The sequence below is a fragment of the Nostoc sp. NOS(2021) genome (genome assembly GCF_017115025.1).
Taxonomy (GTDB): domain Bacteria; phylum Cyanobacteriota; class Cyanobacteriia; order Cyanobacteriales; family Nostocaceae; genus Nostoc.
Map to the genome: position 1 here is coordinate 1 of NZ_JABXKM010000157.1, position 3437 is coordinate 3437.

3 protein-coding genes are annotated in these 3437 nt (G+C 46.0%); 2 read left to right on the forward strand and 1 reads right to left on the reverse strand.

The annotated features are described in order from the left end of the window. The first annotated feature begins 359 nt into the window (after window positions 1-359). Window positions 360-980: a TMEM165/GDT1 family protein gene (locus tag HWQ41_RS19710; protein WP_292766360.1), complete on the forward strand. Its 621-nt coding sequence runs from the start codon at window positions 360-362 to the stop codon at window positions 978-980. Window positions 981-1083: 103 nt separating this feature from the next. Here the strand turns inward: HWQ41_RS19710 and HWQ41_RS19715 are convergent, their stop codons facing one another. Beyond that, the gene (locus HWQ41_RS19715; protein WP_292766362.1) at window positions 1084-1977 is read right to left on the reverse strand and encodes a tetratricopeptide repeat protein; all 894 of its coding nucleotides are present in this window, start codon (window positions 1975-1977) and stop codon (window positions 1084-1086) included. A gap of 378 nt (window positions 1978-2355) precedes the next feature. Here HWQ41_RS19715 and HWQ41_RS19720 point away from each other — a divergent pair, with 378 nt between their 5' ends. Then, a complete protein-coding gene (locus HWQ41_RS19720) occupies window positions 2356-3387 on the forward strand; it encodes a hypothetical protein (RefSeq protein ID WP_292766365.1) in 1032 nt (343 codons plus the stop codon). Window positions 3388-3437 lie beyond the last annotated feature (50 nt).

Sequence of the window (3437 nt, forward strand, 5' to 3'; positions counted from 1 at the left end):
ACTTATCGGGGGTCTAACCTAGTATGGGTTAGACCCCTAATTCGCCAGCAGCATCCTTCAAGAAGTCGGGGATCTAAATCTAGGTTAAGTAAGTGCTATTCGTCCCTAAACTTGACTTATACCTGAAAAAGATGTATGGTAAGAATCGCATAGAAGGGGAGTAGCTGCTGGCTAAAAAAATAAAAAGCCAGTACATCTGAATCAACATACTGGCGATGAGCCTGGTTCAGATGGCAAGTAATCAATATTTGAAAGCGAGACCTTCACTAAGTTCACACCGAAAAGTGTGAAACTTGGTGAGGTCTTTTGGCTCTCATCAAGCTTCACATCGGTAAACGATTCTTCAGGAGCTTGAGAGAGTGTTAACAGCTTTTACCGCAGCTTTATTACTAATTACAGTTTCAGAACTAGGCGATAAAACATTTTTTATTGCTGTGATTTTGGCAATGCACCACCCGCGGCGGCTAGTATTTATAGGTGTGACAGCTGCTTTAGCCGCGATGACAATCCTTTCGGTGCTATTTGGACAAGCGGTATCTTTATTACCTAAAGTTTATATTCATTACGCCGAAATAGCTTTATTTATTGCCTTTGGTATCAAGCTGCTGTATGACGCTAGTAAGATGTCCGCTGCTGCTTGTGATACAGAAGTTGTGGAAGAGGCCGAAGCTGCGGTGAAAAAAGCAGATTTGCAGTTACCCAAGCAAAAGACTTCCTTAGCAATTGTCATAGAAGCCTTTGTGTTGACATTTATGGGAGAGTGGGGCGATCGCACGCAATTTGCCACCATTGCCCTAGCAGCAGGTAATAATCCCATTGGAGTCACAATAGGTGCAATTTTAGGACATGCCATTTGTGCTGCGATCGCAGTTATCGGCGGCAAAATGATTGCCGGACGCATTTCTGAGCGTCAACTCACCCTGATTGGCGGATGCCTGTTTTTGGTCTTTGGTGTCGTTACTGCCATTGAAGGAGCGTGAGGGGAAGAAGCAGGGGAGCAGCAGGGAAGCAGAGGGAGTGAGGGAGAAGAATTAATAACCAATGCCCCATGCCCAATGCCCAATGCCCAATGCCCAATGCCCATTACTTGGGCGTACTTTCCAATGAAGGCGCGGGAGATGCAGCAGGATTAGGAATCGGGGAAACCGTTGCTGCCTTTTTAATTTCGTCTTTGTATTGAGCAGGTGCTAAAGCTGCGGCACGATCAAAGAAAGGTTTTGCATCTGCGTTTTTACCCTGTTGTTTCAGGAGCATCGCTTTTGCCACAACGGGGCGAAAATCCTTGGGATCTTTCTTAATTGCCTCGTCATATACAGAGCTAGCTTGAGCGTAGCGTTTCTGGGAAGCGTGAACAGAACCTAACAGCACCTGCACGGCTACTGTATCTACACTTCCAGGCTGAATTGTATTTATTTGGGGTGCGTTAGAGAGGGTTTCTTGCAGCAAACCAATGGCTGCTTCGGGGCGTTGCTGACTGATCAACAGAGCCACCATTCCTTGCAAAGCCTTCAAATCGCCTGGTTTGGTGGACAAAATCGAGCGATAAGCTTGAGCGGCTCCTTCGCGATCGCCAATTTGCTGTTTGGCTTGAGCCAGTAGCACAGAATATTCTGATTGTTCGGGATTCAGCTTCGCTAGCTTTTCTAGGGGTTCAATGACGACTTGGATATCAGCTGGTTTAACCTCACTTTTTTCTTTTTGACTCAGTAGTTGCAGCCGCCCCTGTAATAGGCCCTTAAGCGCAGTCTGATTTTCTGGTTCCCTTTGCAAAACCTGTTCATAACCCCGTACTTCGTCTTCCAGTTTTGATTTTTGGTCAGCGGAGGACAAACTGCCTCTGCTGCTAGCAGTATTCTGGTTTGAGGGTGGCGTATTATTAAATGCTCCAATTATGGGAATCACCGAAACACCCACAAAAGCAAGAATTGCCAGTGCCAAGACGACTTGAACTATCCAACGATTGCGCGGTTGAGACACAGTTTTGTCTTTCTCCTAAATTTTAATGACATTATCATTTACACAAATCGTAAAGTTAAAAATTTCCAAAACTTTGCGGAATACCGCCAATTGCCTGTGAATTTTATAACAATTAACTATCTACACTGCTAAAGTAAGTGATGACTTTAGGAGGAGCCGTCAGAATTGTAGCTATGATATGCTTCCCAAACTAGTGTAAAGGCGCTAAATTACACATTTAGTGTTTATACACTAAATTTAGCGCCTTTAGGATTGTGTAGAGTACGCTAGTGTGACTTTGTGAAAAGCCAATATACTTTCATCAATCGCACAAATGCTCTTTCCAGCTGCCTTTGTAAAATCCCACAATGGGATGTGTCTGTGCCGCAAGGAGTTTTTATGAATTCCGACCTGATGCCGTTGCCTGAATCCTCCAATTCTTCTGCCTCTAACCAGGGCCCAACTAACGTAGAGGCAGCCGCTAATGTTCACATAGCAGCCCACTCCTCTAAAGAAGTTGAAAATTCACCAGTCAACCCCATTGAGACTGACTCAAATGGGAACTTGGTCAATCGACTGCAACCGATTCCGCCTCCCAGTGAGCCGATGCAATATCGAGCGATCGGGTTAGTCCGGGGTCGCTATCATGCTAGCAGCGAACAATTTACTCAAGGTACGCTGCTGACCGCAGATGGTGTAGAACTCAATGCCGTCCTCCTAGGCCGGATTATGAGCTTAGTCAAGAATCACCTAGACTTAGAAAAAGAACATTTGTGGGTGGTATATCCACGTACAAGACAAGAAGATGATACCTTGCACATCCAAATCGTCGGAGTTTGGGAGCCAGAAAATCTGGCTAAAAACTCAACAGATGAGGACGAGTCAGATTTGGAGTTGCAAGAGTTACAGACACCTGATGATGGCTTATCCGAGAACTCTGAACTAAGTACAACTGCCCTGATACCCTCATCAGAAGTTGCAGATGGTGGTTTTTCTGTTCGTGGTGAAGTAGTATACCAGTCTTTTGACGCTAAGAGCTTGGTAGTCAAAATTAGGCAGGCTCCACGCAAATCAACTGACAAACCCAAGTATTTTAAGTTGAAATTGAGGGGTGTGCTGACCACTAAAGCAGTGGGAAAATTCTGGGACTTCCAAGCCAAGCGAGAAGCTGACGTTTTGGTAGTAGAAAAAGCTGAGGCGATCGCTGACTTGCCCAAAAAACGCAAACCACCATTCAAAGGTGGCCCTCGTGCTGGTGGCGGTGGTGGTGCTGGTGGTAGAAAACCATTCCCCCCCAGACGCAGTAGTGGCGAAACGCCTCGTCCCATCAAGAAAACAGGCGCAGGTGGCGACCCCTCTGTGGTGTCAAAACCTATACCAAAAACGCCCGCTCCTAAACCCATCAAGCGACCGAAACCGACTCAAGAGTAGGGATTGGGGATTGGGGATTGGGGATTGGGGATTAGGGATTAGGGATTAGG